Origin of the sequence: Enterobacter sp. BNK-18 (genome assembly GCF_047456135.1) — a bacterium.
Classification (GTDB): Bacteria; Pseudomonadota; Gammaproteobacteria; order Enterobacterales; family Enterobacteriaceae; genus Enterobacter; species Enterobacter ludwigii.
The window spans coordinates 3730849-3745554 of the sequence record NZ_CP179899.1; the positions used below are offsets into that span (position 1 = coordinate 3730849).

Annotated in this window: 13 protein-coding genes and 1 pseudogene; 8 read left to right on the forward strand and 6 right to left on the reverse strand. The window is 57.0% G+C overall.

Annotated elements, in window-relative coordinates; all coding sequences use genetic code 11:
* Positions 1–12 precede the first annotated feature (12 nt).
* Both rhaD and rhaM read left to right on the forward strand, forming a co-directional pair.
* Positions 13–843, forward strand: coding sequence for a rhamnulose-1-phosphate aldolase (gene rhaD, locus ACMGG3_RS17980; protein WP_014172220.1), 831 nt, complete (start codon positions 13–15; stop codon positions 841–843).
* Positions 844–870: 27 nt separating this feature from the next.
* A complete protein-coding gene (gene rhaM, locus ACMGG3_RS17985) occupies positions 871–1185 on the forward strand; it encodes an L-rhamnose mutarotase (protein ID WP_041162913.1) in 315 nt (104 codons plus the stop codon).
* Between the two features lie 37 nt (positions 1186–1222).
* On the opposite strand, the gene ACMGG3_RS17990 is transcribed toward rhaM, so the two are convergent.
* From ACMGG3_RS17990 to ACMGG3_RS18005, 4 genes are all read right to left on the reverse strand, one after another.
* Entirely contained in the window at positions 1223–2488 is a 1266-nt protein-coding gene (locus ACMGG3_RS17990) for an MFS transporter (RefSeq protein ID WP_025202744.1), read from the reverse strand.
* A 44-nt stretch (positions 2489–2532) separates the two neighbouring features.
* The gene (locus ACMGG3_RS17995) at positions 2533–4656 is read right to left on the reverse strand and encodes an alpha-galactosidase (protein ID WP_414149350.1); all 2124 of its coding nucleotides are present in this window, start codon (positions 4654–4656) and stop codon (positions 2533–2535) included.
* Positions 4657–4760: 104 nt separating this feature from the next.
* Positions 4761–5756, reverse strand: coding sequence for a substrate-binding domain-containing protein (locus tag ACMGG3_RS18000; RefSeq protein WP_183516918.1), 996 nt, complete (start codon positions 5754–5756; stop codon positions 4761–4763).
* A 17-nt stretch (positions 5757–5773) separates the two neighbouring features.
* Positions 5774–6322 carry a helix-turn-helix domain-containing protein gene (locus ACMGG3_RS18005; RefSeq protein ID WP_014172225.1) on the reverse strand — a complete coding sequence of 183 codons (549 nt, stop codon included), beginning with the start codon at positions 6320–6322 and terminating at the stop codon, positions 5774–5776.
* A gap of 104 nt (positions 6323–6426) precedes the next feature.
* Here ACMGG3_RS18005 and ACMGG3_RS18010 point away from each other — a divergent pair.
* Positions 6427–7087, forward strand: a pseudogene (locus ACMGG3_RS18010) (AzlC family ABC transporter permease).
* Positions 7087–7410 carry an AzlD domain-containing protein gene (locus ACMGG3_RS18015; RefSeq protein ID WP_032680064.1) on the forward strand — a complete coding sequence of 108 codons (324 nt, stop codon included), beginning with the start codon at positions 7087–7089 and terminating at the stop codon, positions 7408–7410. The pseudogene ACMGG3_RS18010 and the gene ACMGG3_RS18015 overlap by 1 nt, the downstream one beginning before the upstream one ends.
* Positions 7411–7450: 40 nt before the next feature.
* Here ACMGG3_RS18015 and ACMGG3_RS18020 read toward each other — a convergent pair whose 3' ends face one another.
* Positions 7451–7663 (reverse strand): DUF1471 domain-containing protein, encoded by a 213-nt coding sequence (locus ACMGG3_RS18020; RefSeq protein ID WP_008501827.1) that lies wholly within the window; start codon positions 7661–7663, stop codon positions 7451–7453.
* A gap of 114 nt (positions 7664–7777) precedes the next feature.
* Positions 7778–8614: a formate dehydrogenase accessory sulfurtransferase FdhD gene (fdhD, locus tag ACMGG3_RS18025; RefSeq protein WP_025202740.1), complete on the reverse strand. Its 837-nt coding sequence runs from the start codon at positions 8612–8614 to the stop codon at positions 7778–7780.
* 383 nt (positions 8615–8997) lie between these two features.
* Between fdhD and fdnG the strand changes: the two genes are divergently transcribed.
* From fdnG to fdhE, 4 genes are read left to right on the forward strand one after another with little or no spacing between them, the layout of a single operon-like run.
* Entirely contained in the window at positions 8998–12048 is a 3051-nt protein-coding gene (fdnG, locus tag ACMGG3_RS18030; RefSeq protein ID WP_088202997.1) for a formate dehydrogenase-N subunit alpha, read from the forward strand.
* A 12-nt stretch (positions 12049–12060) separates the two neighbouring features.
* A complete protein-coding gene (gene fdxH / locus ACMGG3_RS18035; protein ID WP_014172231.1) occupies positions 12061–12963 on the forward strand; it encodes a formate dehydrogenase subunit beta in 903 nt (300 codons plus the stop codon).
* A complete protein-coding gene (gene fdoI, locus ACMGG3_RS18040) occupies positions 12960–13595 on the forward strand; it encodes a formate dehydrogenase cytochrome b556 subunit (RefSeq protein ID WP_014172232.1) in 636 nt (211 codons plus the stop codon). The genes fdxH and fdoI overlap by 4 nt, the downstream gene beginning before the upstream one ends.
* Entirely contained in the window at positions 13592–14521 is a 930-nt protein-coding gene (gene fdhE, locus ACMGG3_RS18045) for a formate dehydrogenase accessory protein FdhE (RefSeq protein WP_014172233.1), read from the forward strand. The genes fdoI and fdhE overlap by 4 nt, the downstream gene beginning before the upstream one ends.
* Positions 14522–14706 lie beyond the last annotated feature (185 nt).

Consider the following 14706-nt stretch of genomic DNA (forward strand, 5'->3'; position numbering starts at 1 on the left):
AAATGAAACACTATGCAGACCATCACTAACGCCTGGTTCGTCCAGGGCATGATTAAAGCCACCTCCGACGCCTGGCTGAAAGGCTGGGACGAGCGCAATGGCGGTAACCTGACGCTGCGCCTGGATGATGCCGACATTGAACCGTTCGCCGCCGAGTTCCATCAGAAGCCGCGCTATATCGCCCTGAGCCAGCCAATGCCGCAGCTCGCCAGCACGCCGTTTATCGTTACCGGTTCCGGTAAATTCTTCCGTAACGTGCAGCTCGACCCGCAGGCCAACCTCGGGGTGGTGAGAGTGGACAGCGACGGCGCAGGCTATCACATCCTCTGGGGGCTGACGGACGATGCAGTGCCCACGTCTGAACTCCCGGCGCACTTCCTCTCTCACTGTGAGCGTATCAAGGCAACCCACGGCAAAGACCGGGTGATCATGCACTGTCACGCCACCAACCTGATCGCCCTGACCTACGTGCTGGAAAACAGTAGCGACTACCTCACGCGGAAGCTGTGGGAAGGCAGCACCGAATGTCTGGTGGTTTTCCCCGACGGGGTCGGCATTCTGCCGTGGATGGTGCCGGGTACCGACGAAATCGGCCAGGCCACCGCCATCGAAATGCAGTCCCACTCCCTGGTGCTGTGGCCGTTCCACGGGGTATTCGGCAGCGGGCCGACGCTCGACGAAACGTTTGGTCTGATTGATACCGCCGAGAAGTCCGCCGAGGTGCTGGTGAAGGTCCTGTCGATGGGCGGCATGAAGCAGACCATCACCCGGGAAGAGCTGATTGCACTCGGTAAACGCTTTGGCGTCACGCCGATGCAGTCGGCACTGGATTTGTACCCATAGCGGCCCGCGAAAGCGGCTGGAGGCATGATGATCCGCAAAGCATTTGTGATGCAGGTGAACCCTGACGCGCGCGACGAGTACGCGCGTCGCCATAACCCCATCTGGCCAGAGCTGGAGGCGGTATTAAAAGACCACGGTGCGCACCACTACGCTATCTATCTCGATGAGGCGCGTAACCTGCTGTTTGCGAGCGTTGAAATTGAATCGGAAGCGCGCTGGAACGCGGTGGCAAAGACCGACGTTTGTCAGCGCTGGTGGAAATACATGGGTGAGGTTATGCCCTCGAACCCCGACAACAGCCCGGTGAGTGCCGAACTGAAAGCGGTGTTTTACCTGCCCTAAAGCGTTAACGCTGCCGCATCCGCGGCAGCGTCCTGCGTTAGTTTGCCTCCACCGCAGCGCGGCGCGCCGCAATCTCCTGCTTACTGCTCAGCGTAAAGGCCGAGACCACCGTAATCGCCAGTACAAAACAGCCCAGCATCAGGTAGGTCTCCTGGAAACCGATCCGGTCATACATATTCCCGGCAAAAGCAGAGAGGAAAATCGCCGCCGACTGTTTGGCAAACTGGAAGCCAATCAGATAGATAGTGGCCGACAGACGGGTATCGAACACGCCGGTGATGTATTTGAACGCCCCCACCAGCAGGAACGGAACCTCCAGCGCGTGCAGCATCTTCAGGGCAATGACCTCCACCGCGGTGGTGGCAAACGACGAGCCGATAATGCGCGTCGCCATAATCAGCCCGGCAATCAGCAGCGTATTCTTCGCGCCGATACGGTTGATGATCCACGGCGAGCAGAACATGATGATCGCGTTGCAAATTTCCCCCGCCGTGGTGGCAAAACCAAAGGCTCGCGTTCCCTCCTGCGGCGTGGCGAAGAAGGTTTTAAAGAAGGTGGCAAACTGCTGGTCAAAAACGTCATACACGCAGGCCACACCGATGACGTACAGAATGAACATCCACATTCTGCGCTGACGGAACAGATTAAAGACCGTCCTGGCGGTGATCTGCGGCTGGTTAGCCCCCAGCGCATTCATCACCTGCGCAGTCTGGTTTGGCTTCGGTTTCGCAACCACCAGCAACAGCATCAGCAGCAGCGCAGCCGCTGACCCCATCCAGAAGACATACGACGGGTCGATGCCAAACAGAATACCGCCCGTTGAAGCGCACAGCCCCCAGCCTAGACAGCCGAACATGCGCGCCTTGCCGTATTCAAACAAGCTGTTACGGCTCACGCGTTCGATGTAGGCCTCAATTGCGCCTGAACCTGCGGAGAAGACAAAACCGATATACAGACCGCCGCTCAGCGCCCCCAGCCAGATACTGGTTTTCAGCAGTGGCGCAAAGACATACAGGAAGAACGGCGCGAACAGAAACAGCAGCACCGTGATAATCCATAGCAGGTGTTTTTTCAGCCCCAGCTTATCCGAAATGACCCCAAGCACGGGCTGGAAGGCGATGGCCGAAAGCGAGATACAGGAGAATACGATCCCGGTATGGGTTTTGTTCAGGCCGATGACATCCGACAACCAGATCGGCAGAAACGGAAAGCAGGTGGCCATAATGAAGAAGTAGAGAAAGAAGAACAGCCCGAAGATCCAGAAGTTAGGGTTGTCTTTGTGGGTACAGGTTGTTGTGTTCATTATTTTTATCCTCAACGGAGGGCCAGTCTCCCGGCCCATCACCCTTACACGCGTTCAACGCCAATCAGAATGGCGGTTTCCGGGTCCAGAATCGGCAGTGCGATCCCCGCCTGCATCAGCCACTCACCGCTGGCCGTCTGGGACGTTTCCATCCACGCCGGCAGCTTGCGCATGGTGTGCCCGCCCTCACCGGTGAGTCGAATGTTGGGGTGATCGAGCAGCGTGATGCGGTACTGCGCCTGCGCGTCGAGCCCCGGCATGCGCAGCGGCATCATGAGCGTGTAATCCGGCATGGCCAGTTGGCTGACCATAAACAACCCCTGCGTTTTGTCTTCGCTCACTATACCCTGCGCCAGCGTGCTGGCATCCGGCATATCCACGCGCCACTGGGTACCGTGATGGATGACTTCTCGCCACTGCTTGTGCAGCGCGGCGTAATGGCGATAGCCTTCACGCTCCTGAGCATCGACGGTGAGTGGATCAAGCTCCAGTCCCATGTGGCCAAACAGTGCCGTCAGGCCGCGGAAAGCAATGCTGTGCTGGCGGAAGGTGGCGTGACATTTATGATGACCGATATGCGCGCCCATCACTTCCGGCGGGAAGAAGTAGCTCATGCCACGCTGGATGGTATTGCGCTCCAGCGCGTCGTTATTATCAGAGGCCCAGAAGCGGTGGCTGCGGGTCAGGACTTCATAGTCGATTCGCCCGCCGCCCGAGGAGCAGGACTCAAATTCAATGTGCGGGAAACGCTCGCCCAGCACGTCTAACAGACGATAAAACTGCCGCGTCTGCGCATCCGCGGCGGCTTTGCCGTGGTGCCCGGGCTGTACCAGTTCGCGGTTCATATCCCACTTAACGTAGTCGATGGCATGTTCGCCCAGCAGCCAGCTCATGCGCTCGACCAGATAATCAAAAGCCTGCGGAATATTCAGGTTGAGCACCAGTTGATGACGGCCCGTTGCCTGGGTGTAGCCCGGCAGCGCCAGCACCCAGTCGGGATGGGCACGATACAGATCCGAGTCCGGGTTAATCATCTCCGGCTCAATCCAGATACCAAATTCCATGCCGCGCTTTTTCACATGGTTAATCACCGGCGTCAGCCCGTCCGGGTATTTTTTCTCGTCCAGGTACCAGTCACCCAGCGCCGCGTGGTCATCGTTACGGCCTTTGAACCAGCCGTCGTCGATGATAAAACGCTCCACGCCCAGCGCCGCAGCCTCATCGGCCATGCGCATGATGTACGCCGGGTCATGGCTGAAGTAGATCCCCTCCCAGGTATTGAGATGTACCGGGCGCGGTTTGTTTTCAGGGAAGCGGATAACGTTGTCGCGCAGATACCGGTGGAACGACTGGCTCATGCCGTTCAGACCCCGTGCGGAGTAGCTCGCATACAGGCGTGGTGTCCAGAGCGTTTCCCCCTCTTCAATCGCCATTTCTCCCGGCAGGTAGAGGGCTTCGGCCTGCAGATAGCGGCGTCCGTCGGTTTTGACTTCCGCACGCAGGCGGTGGTTGCCGCTCCAGCCCAGATGCACGCCCCAGACGTCGCCGTGCATTTCGTTAAATGAGGACGTACCGGCGATCAGCGCCGGGAAGTGTTCGTGAGAGGTCCGGCCGCGGCGGTTTTCAATCACAACGCTGTCGTGTTCAAGCTTCACGCGATGCGGCTGGAACTCACGGATCCAGCGTCCGTGGAACGCCATCACGTCCTGCGCGCGTTCAGCGACCGGTAGCGTCACGGCGAAACGATCAACCTGCCACGCCTGCGCCCGCAGGTTAGTTAAACCGTGACGCACCACCAGTACCCCGCTTGCATCCAGTGCCAGCTCGCTGGTCAGACGCAACCCGGCATGTTCATCTTCCGCCGTTAACGTCAGGGTTTGCCCCTCGTGCTGCACATGGGTGGTTTTAAAGACAGGAGACCCGTCCAGCCCCTGGCGGTGCCCTTCAATACCGGGCGAACCAAACAGACCGTATCCCAGCTCCGCCATCAGCGTCACCGGGGCGTCAACGTCGAGCCTGCCGTTCGCCACAGGACGAGACAGACTTACCACATCTTGCGGTGAAAAGTGGTGAAGGTGCGGCCCCCAGTAGAGAATTTCGGCGAACGGGTGCGTGGTGATCACCAGGTCAACCGCCTTACTTTCGAGTCGAAAAATGGAATCGTGCATCAGACCTCTCCTGTCATCGGGATGATCTGAGTGTTGATCCGAAACGTTTCGGATACAAACCAAAACGTTTCGGATCTGTGATCGGCTTTGGAATTTTGCTGTGTTTAGGCCGTCTGGCCCGGGAAGAATTCTGGCTGCCAGAGCACCTGAAGCTGAGCGATATCGTCGCCGTTAATCAACTGACGCACCATGTCAGCGATCTGTTTCCCTACGCCCTGGCGGGTGGACTGAATAACCGCCGCCACTTCAACATCGACAATGCTGTCCTGCGGTAAGCCGTCGTAAACCACCAGCGAAACGGCGTTTTCACCGCAGAGAAGACCCCGCTGCGCCAGCGCCATGGCCGCGCCGTCGCCGTGAGTGTTGCAGTCGGTAATGATGGCCGTGGGGGGCTGCGGCAGGGAGAGAAGTTCATTCGTCGTGGCGTAACCCACGCGGCGCGAAGGCGGCATGGCGCGCAGCCATTCGCTGGATAACCCGGCTTCGCGTAGCGCATCCAGATAACCCTGGCGGCGCTGGGTGATGAAGGCCTGATTGTTGCTTTCACCCAGCAAGGCGATGCGGCGATGCCCCTTTTCAATCAGCCAGCGGGTGGCATTGTACGTGCCGGCATAGTTGTCGAAATCAAACCACGCATAGGGCTGCGGTAGCTGGCTGCGTCCGAGCGCGAGAAAGGGAAAACCGGCGGCCTGAAGCTGTTCCAGCCGCGGGTCATGATCCAGCGTGTGCGCCACAATCAGCGCATCCACGCGACGACTTTGCACCATACGCATATAGCTGTGCTTATCCGCCAGATCGTCATCGGCAATCAGCAGGAGATCGATTTCATGTCGCGCCAGTTCGTGGCTAATTTCGCCGACCATGTCCATAAAGACGCTGTTATTGAGCGGAACAGGATGCACCGGAAAAACCAGACCCACGGCGTCGATTTTGCCCATCTTCAGGCGACGCGCGAAGGTGTTTGGCCGGTAGCCACGGCGCTGAGCCTCCGCTTCGACGCGGGCGCGCGTCTCGCGGGAGACATCGTCATACCCGTTAAGGGCGCGGCTGACGGTGGTAACAGACAGCCCCAGTTCTTTGGCAATGGCTTTAAGCGACATGATTTTCCGTATCTGCGTTAATTTTGTTCAGCCACCAGAAGCGCGTGCGTATCCGGCTCCAGGGCCTTAAAGATATGCGGCTGGTCAGCGGGATAGCAAATGTAATCCCCCGGGCCAAGCTCTTCCGCCGCGTCGATCAGACCAACCAGCGCTCTACCCTGCGTCACAATAATATGCTCCACTGAGCCTGCCGGATGTGGCTGAGAAATGCGGTCGGCACCCGGCTGGGTGAGTAACAGGTAGATGTCACGACGCGCGCCCGGCGGGCACGCCGCCAGCAAAATGGCTTCATAGTTGGCCTGTCCGGCAACCACCTTCGTTCCTTCTCCACGGCGGATCACCTGAGTGGTCGGCTGCTGCGGTTCGAGCAAACGGGCAAAAGGAATGTCCAGCGCCACACAGAGTGACCAGAGCGTCTCCAGGCTGGGATTCCCGTTGCCGGACTCCAGCTGCGACAGCGTGGATTTAGCGATCCCGGCACGGCGCGCGATTTCCGCCAGTGAAAGTCCGGTTCGCAGGCGTTCTCGCACCAGACTTTTAGCGATCACGCTGATTGGCTGCGTCATAAAAACGGCCCCTTTGTTCTATAAATCGAACGAATCGTTCGCCTTGAAAAACGGTTCTGATGCGTTCATTATAATGGAAATACGTTCGATATGGCTAAAATAGTATGAAGCATCATCTCTCCACCCTGAAAGGCGACACGATAAAAGCAGATCATCCTGGTGTGTCTCGCGGTAGGCGTCGTCGGGATGTCCTATGGCTCGCTGGCAATGGCCTACGGTTTCCCGGTCTGGGTCCCGTTTTTACTCTCCATTACCGTGCTGGCGGGTGCCTCTGAATTTATGTTTATCGGCATTGTGGCAAGCGGCGGTAACCCTCTGGCAGCGGCGGCTGCCGGATTACTGGTTAATGCACGTCATGTACCGTTTGGGGTGACGGTGCGTGAACTGGTGGGTAAACGTGGCCTGAGTTTTCTGGGTTGCCACATTATGAACGACGAAAGCGTGGTGTTCGGGTTGTCGCAAAAAACGTCCGAACAGCGTAAGGCGGCATACTGGCTATGCGGTTTAGGCGTGGCGATCGTCTGGCCGCTGGGTACATTGCTGGGCACCATGGTTGGCAAACTGTTGCCGGACCTTGAAACCATCGGGCTGGATGCGGTATTCCCGGCGATTTTACTGGCGTTAGTGGTGCCGGCTTTTAAAAATCGCACCACCCTGATCCGCGCCTGCAGCGGTGCTGCATTGTCACTGGCCGCCGTGCCGTTTGCCCCGGTGGGTTTACCGGTTCTGCTCTCTTTACTGGGTCTTGCTGCGAGGAAAAAATAATGGGGAATATGACGGTCTTTATTCTCGGTATCGCCGTGCTTTCCGTGGGAACCTATTTAATGCGTCTCGGTGGGGCAAAACTCGGCAACCGACTGGCGCTGTCAGACCGCTCTCAGGCTCTGCTTTCAGATGCGGCAACGGTTTTGCTGTTTTCCGTCGCGCTGGCGACCACCTTCTATGAAGGTGAGCATTTTGCCGGTATGGCGCGCGTACTGGGCGTGGCGTTTGCAGTGTTTCTGGCATGGCGAAAAATGCCGTTAATTGTGGTGATCGTGGCGGCAGCGGTCGTGACTGCCTTGCTGCGTCTGGCGGGTATCCAATAAAAAAAGCGCCCCGGGGGCGCTCTTTCGACGGTGTGGCAGCTTATTTGTTCAGTTCAGCGGTCATGTGTACGCGGTTACCGGTAAACGCCTGCGTAATTTTGTAAGATGACGCGCCCGCTTCCTGAGCCTGTGCAGCAATTTTCGCTTCTGCGCCATCAATGGTAGAGGCGGTTGCGGTCACAGTCTGTGCAGCGAAAGAACCGAAAGACGTAGCCAGAGCGATTACTGCGACAAAAGTTTTGATGCTTTTCATGATATAAACCCTTTCAATTAGTTGTTTGTTTAAGGCACCGTGCCTTGATGAGATAAATAGTAGACCTCATCATGAACAACTAAAAGCGGAAGGATTTGCTATTCTTCTTCAAATTTACTGATTAACTATTAATCGCTGCGGATGGGTATAAATCGTCGCCCTTCCCGGCTTACAAAATCCCACCAGCGTCAGGTTACAGCGCTCCGCCACTTCTACCGCCAGCGTGGTCGCGGCCGATACGGCAAAAAGGATTTCAACGCCGCACATCGCCGACTTTTGCACCATCTCGTAGCTGGCGCGGCTGGAGACCAGTGCCGCTCCCTGCTGCCAGAGTTCGCTTTCGCGCGCCCGGCGGCCCATCAGTTTATCCAGCGCCACATGGCGGCCGACATCCTCATGCCCCCCGGCAATATCGCCCGATGGCAGAACCCATGCCGCCGCATGCGTGCATCCGCTCAGCTGGCCGACAGGTTGCACGTCATTCAGATGTTCAAGGGCATGGTCGAGATGGGCCAGATTGAAGGTCTGGGTAAACGGCAGAGGTGCGACAGGCTTACCGATATCATTGAGCTGCTCTACCCCGCAAACCCCGCATCCGGTACGCCCGGCCAGCGCGCGTCGCCGCTCTTTGAGCCCCATAAACCGGCGGCTTGAGAGTTCGATTTGCACTTCAAGGCCGTTACAGGCCTTCACCACATCCATACCGTAAATTTCTTGCGGGTGCTCAATGATGCCTTCCGAGAGGGAAAAGCCAATCGCGAACAGCTCCAGATCTTTCGGCGAGGCCATCATCACCACATGGGAAATACCGTTGTAAACCAGAGCAACGGGCACTTCCTCCGCCAGAAAATCAGGCGTGGTGTGGGTAATGTGGGGCGGTCTGTGTACCGACAGTTCCACGATACCGGCAGGCAGTGGCGACGGGTGGGTAACACGGTTTTGTTTAGACACAGCGGTATTCCTGAACAACCACGGAGGTGAGCCTGCTATTGCATCACAAACCGCAGGCCATACGCATAGTATGGATCAACTTTTCAGCACCCATCCTCATCAAGTTTACCTACTCATTTGGGAGAGGCGCAACCGAGGCGGTGATACAGCCCTTTAACATGCCGGGGCAATAATGTGACTCGTGTCACACTTTATAATCAACACAGTGATAATACGTTCACTTTGTATTAACGCCATTGGAACAGGCGTACCGACATTGTGGTATTCTGATGATATCCCTCGTAGAACTGAGGGATTAACGCAAATTTTTCTCCTTTGCGGTCACCGTTCAACCGCGAAGTCAAAACTACATATGTAAGCAATGTCGAAACAAGGAGTGACCCATGCAGGTCAGCAGAAGGCAGTTCTTTAAGATCTGCGCTGGCGGTATGGCAGGCACCACGGCGGCGGCACTGGGTTTTGCACCCGGTGTAGCGCTGGCGGAGACGCGGCAATATAAACTGCTGCGCACCCGTGAAACCCGTAATACCTGTACGTACTGCTCTGTCGGTTGCGGGCTGTTGATGTATAGCCTCGGCGACGGTGCTAAAAACGCCAAAGCGTCTATCTTCCATATCGAAGGTGACCCGGACCATCCGGTCAACCGCGGCGCGCTGTGCCCGAAAGGTGCCGGCCTGGTTGACTTTATCCACTCCGAAAGCCGCCTGAAATTCCCTGAATATCGTGCGCCAGGTTCCGATAAATGGCAGCAAATCAGCTGGGAAGACGCATTTGACCGCATCGCTAAACTGATTAAAGAAGACCGCGATGCCAACTTTATTGCGAAGAACGCTGAAGGCGTCACCGTCAACCGCTGGCTCTCCACCGGGATGCTGTGTGCCTCTGCTTCCAGTAACGAAACCGGCTATTTAACCCAGAAATTTACGCGTGCACTCGGTATGCTCGCGGTCGACAACCAGGCGCGTGTCTGACACGGACCAACGGTAGCAAGTCTTGCTCCAACATTTGGTCGCGGTGCGATGACCAACCACTGGGTCGACATCAAGAACGCCAACCTTATTGTGGTGATGGGCGGTAACGCCGCTGAAGCGCACCCTGTCGGGTTCCGCTGGGCGATGGAAGCCAAAATCCACAACGGTGCGAAACTGATTGTGATCGATCCCCGCTTTACGCGTACTGCGTCAGTGGCGGATTTCTACACCCCTATTCGTTCAGGTACTGACATCACTTTCCTGTCAGGCGTATTGCTGTACCTGATGACCAACGAAAAGTATAACCGCGAATACACCGAAGCCTATACCAACGCCAGCCTGATCGTGCGTGAGGATTACCACTTCGAAGATGGACTGTTCAGCGGTTATGACGCCGAAAAACGCAAATACGACAAGACCAGCTGGAACTATGAGCTGGATGAGAAAGGCTTTGCGAAGCGTGATACGACGCTGCAGCATCCGCGCTGCGTGTGGAACCTGCTGAAAGAGCACGTTTCCCGCTACACGCCGGACGTTGTCGAAAACATCTGTGGTACGCCGAAGGAAGACTTCCTGAAGGTGTGCGAGCTTATCGCCGAAACCAGCGCGAAAGACAAAACGGCGTCGTTCCTCTACGCGCTCGGCTGGACCCAACACTCTGTCGGCGCGCAGAACATCCGTACCATGGCGATGGTTCAGCTGCTGCTCGGCAACATGGGGATGGCTGGCGGCGGCGTGAACGCCCTGCGTGGTCACTCCAACATTCAGGGTCTGACCGACCTTGGTCTGCTGTCTCAAAGCCTGCCGGGTTACATGAACCTGCCAAGCGAAAAACAGACCGACCTGCAAACCTACCTCACAGCCAGCACGCCTAAACCGCTGCTCGAAGGTCAGGTGAACTACTGGGGCAACTATCCGAAGTTCTTCGTCTCGATGATGAAAGCCTTCTTCGGTGACAAAGCGACAGCAGAAAACAGCTGGGGCTTTGACTGGCTGCCGAAGTGGGACAAAGGTTACGACGTTCTGCAGTACTTCGAGATGATGCATCAGGGCAAGGTGAATGGCTATCTGTGCCAGGGCTTTAACCCGGTCGCCTCATTCCCGAACAAGAACAAGGTGGTTGAATCGCTGTCGAAACTGAAGTTCCTGGTGACGATTGACCCACTCAACACCGAGACGTCGACCTTCTGGCAGAACCACGGTGAGTCGAATGATGTTGACCCATCGAAGATTCAGACTGAAGTGTTCCGTCTGCCTTCTACCTGCTTCGCGGAAGAGAACGGTTCCATCGTGAACTCTGGCCGCTGGCTGCAGTGGCACTGGAAAGGTGCGGACGCCCCGGGCATCGCCATGAACGACGGCGAGATCCTGGCCGGTATCTTCTTACGCCTGCGTAAGATGTATGCGGCAGAAGGCGGTGCGAACCCGGAACCGGTGCTGAACATGACCTGGAACTACTCGACGCCGGAAAACCCAGCGCCGGAAGAAGTGGCGATGGAGAGCAACGGTAAAGCGCTGGCAGATGTTATCGACCCGGCCACCGGAACGGTGCTGGCGAAGAAAGGCGATCAGCTCAGTACCTTCGCGCACCTGCGTGATGACGGCACGACCGCCAGTGGCTGCTGGATCTTTGCCGGTAGCTGGACGCCGAAAGGTAACCAGATGGCCAACCGCGATAATGCTGACCCGTCAGGACTCGGCAATACGCTGGGCTGGGCCTGGGCATGGCCGCTGAACCGCCGCATTCTCTACAACCGTGCTTCCGCTGACCCGCAGGGTAATCCGTGGGATCCGAAGCGTCAGTTGCTGAAATGGGACGGCGCGAAATGGGGCGGTGTGGATATTCCGGACTACAGTACTGCCCCTCCAGGCAGCGATGTCGGGCCGTTTATCATGCAGCCTGAAGGGATGGGACGCCTGTTTGCTATCGATAAGATGGCGGAAGGGCCATTCCCGGAACACTACGAGCCGTTTGAGACGCCGCTGGGCACCAACCCGCTGCACCCGAACGTGGTCTCTAACCCGGCAGCCCGCATCTTTAAGGGCGATTTCGACGCGCTGGGTAAAAAAGACAAGTTCCCGTATGTGGGCACCACTTACCGTCTGACCGAACACTTCCACTACTGGACCAAGCACGCGCTGCTTAACGCTATCGCGCAGCCGGAACAGTTTGTGGAGATCGGCGAGAAGCTGGCGAACAAGCTCGGCATTGCCCATGGCGATACCGTGAAGGTCTCTTCTAACCGTGGCTACATCAAGGCCAAGGCGGTGGTGACCAAGCGTATTCGCACGCTGAACGTTCACGGTCAGCAGGTGGATACCATCGGGATTCCGATTCACTGGGGTTATGAGGGCGTGGCGAAGAAAGGGTTCATTGCGAACACCCTGACGCCGTTCGTCGGTGATGCGAACACGCAGACGCCGGAGTTTAAGGCCTTCCTCGTGAACGTGGAAAAGGTGTAACGGAGACGACTTATGGCTTATCAATCTCAAGACATTATCCGTCGTTCCGCGACTAACGGTTTCACGCCCGCGCCTCAGGCGCGGGACCACCAGCAGGAAGTGGCGAAGCTTATCGACGTGACCACCTGTATCGGCTGTAAAGCCTGCCAGGTGGCCTGTTCTGAGTGGAACGACCTCCGTGATGAAGTGGGTCACAACGTCGGGGTGTACGACAACCCGGCTGACCTGACCGCCAAGTCCTGGACGGTGATGCGTTTCTCGGAAGTGGAACAGAACGACAAACTGGAATGGCTTATCCGCAAAGACGGCTGTATGCACTGTGCGGATCCGGGCTGCCTGAAGGCATGTCCGTCAGAAGGGGCTATCATTCAGTATGCTAACGGTATCGTCGACTTCCAGTCCGAGCAGTGCATTGGCTGCGGCTACTGCATAGCGGGCTGCCCGTTCGATGTCCCTCGCATGAACCCGGAAGACAACCGCGTCTACAAATGCACGCTGTGCGTAGACCGTGTAAACGTCGGCCAGGAGCCTGCGTGCGTGAAGACCTGTCCGACGGGCGCTATCCACTTTGGTTCCAAAGAGGATATGAAAACGCTGGCGGCTGAACGCGTGGGCGAACTGAAAACCCGTGGCTACGACAACGCAGGCCTGTACGATCCGGCCGGCGTGGGCGGCACGCACGTGATGTATGTGCTGCACCACGCAGATAAGCCGAATCTGTATCACGGCCTGCCGGAGAACCCGGAAATCAGCGCGACCGTGAAGTTCTGGAAAGGCATCTGGAAACCGCTGGCAGCGGTGGGTTTTGCTGCCACCTTCGCAGCGAGCATCTTCCACTATGTCGGTGTCGGTCCGAACCGCGCGGAAGAGGAAGACGACAACCTGCATGAAGAGAAAGACGAGGTGCGCAAATGAAAAAACGTGACACCATCGTGCGCTATACCGCGCCGGAACGCATTAACCACTGGGTCACCGCCTTCTGCTTCATGCTGGCGGCGATAAGCGGGCTGGGGTTCTTCTTCCCCTCCTTCAACTGGCTGATGCAGATCATGGGGACACCACAACTGGCGCGTATACTGCACCCGTTTGTTGGCGTCATCATGTTCGCGTCGTTCATCATCATGTTTTTCCGATACTGGCACCATAACCTAATCAATCGGGATGATATCTTTTGGGCGAAGAATATTCGTAAGATCGTCGTCAACGAGGAAGTGGGTGATACCGGGCGTTATAACTTCGGCCAGAAGTGCGTATTCTGGGCGGCGATTATCTTCCTGGTCCTGTTGCTGGTGAGCGGCGTGATCATCTGGCGTCCGTATTTTGCGCCTGCTTTCTCAATCCCGGTGATCCGATTCGCGCTGATGCTGCATTCATTTGCCGCAGTGGCGTTAATTGTGGTTATCATGGTGCATATTTACGCCGCCCTCTGGGTGAAAGGCACCATTACCGCGATGGTGGAAGGCTGGGTAACCAGTACGTGGGCGAAGAAACATCACCCGCGCTGGTACCGAGAGGTCCGCCAGAAACAGGAAAAGTCATCTGAATGAGTATTCGCATAATCCCGCAAGATGAGCTGGGTTCGAGCGAGAAACGCACGGCGGATTATATTCCGCCGTTGTTATTCCCCAGACTCAAGAACCTCTATAACCGCCGCGCAGAGCGTCTGCGCGAGCTGGCAGAGAACAACCCACTGGGCGATTTTCTGCGTTTTGCCGCGCTGGTTGCCCATGCGCAGGAAGTGGTGCTGTACGACCACCCGCTGCAAATTGACCTGACCGCGCGCATCAAAGAGGCCAGCGAGCAGGGTAAGCCTCCGCTGGATATCCACGTTCTGCCGCGCGATAAGCACTGGCATACGCTGCTGCACTCCCTGATTGCCGAGCTGAAACCCGAGATGAGCGGTACCGCGCTGGCGGTTATTGAGAATCTGGAAAAAGCCTCCGATCAGGAGCTGGAAGAGATGGCGAGCGCGCTGTTTGCGTCCGATTTCTCCCTGGTCAGCAGCGATAAAGCGCCGTTCATCTGGGCGGCGTTGTCGCTTTACTGGGCGCAAATGGCCAGCCTGATCCCGGGTAAAGCCCGCGCCGAATACGGCGAAGCGCGTCAATTCTGCCCGGTATGCGGCTCAATGCCGGTGTCCAGCATGGTGCAGATCGGTACCACTCAGGGGCTGCGTTATCTGCACTGCAACCTGTGTGAAACCGAGTGGCACGTGGTGCGTATTAAATGCAGCAACTGCGAGCAGACGCGCGATCTCAACTACTGGTCGCTGGAAAATGAAGACGCGGCGGTCAAAGCTGAAAGCTGCGGCGACTGCGGTACCTACCTGAAGATCCTTTATCAGGAAAAAGACCCGAAAGTCGAAGCCGTCGCCGACGATCTCGCCTCGCTGATTCTGGACGCCAAAATGGAGCAAGAGGGCTTTGCCCGCAGCTCTATTAACCCGTTCCTGTTCCCGGGTGAAGGGGAGTAATCCCCACTCACAGTGCCGGGCAACGTTGGTTTGCCCGGCCTGTATCTGGTTGACTGAAACATCCTCGCCTTCCTCTCGCATATCTTCCAGCATCACTGTTCAGGCAAACTACACGTGCGTTATTCAGGACTAAAGCCAAATTTAACATCCATGTTTACTTTTGCGAGCCGCTTTCCAGAATCGTT